This is a genomic window from Nocardia sichangensis (genome assembly GCF_047200615.1).
GTDB classification, from domain to species: domain Bacteria; phylum Actinomycetota; class Actinomycetes; order Mycobacteriales; family Mycobacteriaceae; genus Nocardia; species Nocardia sichangensis.
Genome location: NZ_JBJZOK010000120.1, coordinates 1 through 1,024 on the forward strand (window position 1 = coordinate 1; position 1,024 = coordinate 1,024).

2 protein-coding genes are annotated in these 1,024 nt (G+C 65.8%); both read left to right on the plus strand.

The window, feature by feature from the left end:
- Nucleotides 1–51: 51 nt before the first annotated feature.
- Nucleotides 52–351, plus strand: a complete 300-nt coding sequence (locus ACL03I_RS39380) for a transposase (protein ID WP_412808654.1) — start codon at nucleotides 52–54, stop codon at nucleotides 349–351.
- 2 nt (nucleotides 352–353) lie between these two features.
- Nucleotides 354–1,024 (plus strand): IS3 family transposase (locus ACL03I_RS39385; protein ID WP_412808655.1); only part of this gene is annotated, 671 nt, incomplete at its 3' end.

The following is a 1,024-nucleotide window of genomic DNA, read 5'->3' on the forward strand; positions in this document are numbered from 1 at the left end:
TTCCTTGGAGGGCTCTGAGCATGGTCCGATAGGACCGGGAAGGAGCCCCGCGTGGCAGCACCGAAGAAATACCCGGACGAGCTGAAGGCCCGAGCGGTCCGGCTGTATCTGGAGTCGGACCCGAAGCCGACGATCCGCAAGCTCGCCCAGCAGTTGGGGGTCCATCACGAGGCGCTTCGGAACTGGATCCGCCAAGCCGATACCGGGCAGCGACCGGAACCCGCGGCGACGGATCTGGCCGAGGAGAACAAGCGGCTGCGTAAACAGGTCGCCGAGCTGGAGCGGGTCAACGACATCCTTCGTTCTGCGAGTGCGTATTTCGCCTCGGAGCTCGGCCAGACCCGGAGGTGATCGTGCGGTTCGTCAAGAACAGCGGACACCCGGTCGAGCTCGTATTGCGGGTCCTCGGGATCGCCCCGTCGACCTATTACTGGTGGTGCAAACGCCTGGAACAGCCCTCGGCGCGGCAGCTCGCAGACGAAGCATTGCTTGCCGAGATCGTCGATATCCATACCAGCTCCGGCGGCACCTATGGCTCTCCTCGGGTGCATGCAATGCTGGCCCGGCGCGGCATCTCGGTCGGCCGCAAACGGGTGGAGCGGGTGATGCGTGGCGCCGGGTTGCAGGGCGCGTTCCTGCGGAAACGGTGGCGCATCGCCTCGACACGAACCGATCCACGGGCGGCGCCGGCACCGGATCTGGTCGAGCGGGTCTTCACCGCGGACCGGCCGAACCGGTTGTGGGTGGCCGACGCGACCAGGATCCCGTGCGGTCAGGGTGCGTTCTGGCTGGCAGCGGTGCGGGATGCGTTCTCCAACCGGATCGTGGGCTGGAAAACCTCGGACCGCTGCGACACCGAGCTTGTGCTCGGAGCGCTGGAGTTCGCGGTTTGGAGCCGTGACATCCGCGACGGCGAGTTGATACACCACAGCGACAGGGGCTCGACCTACACAGCGATCCGGTTTGCTAACCGATTGGCCGACAACGGGATCGCGCAGTCGATGGGATCGATCGGCGACAGCTA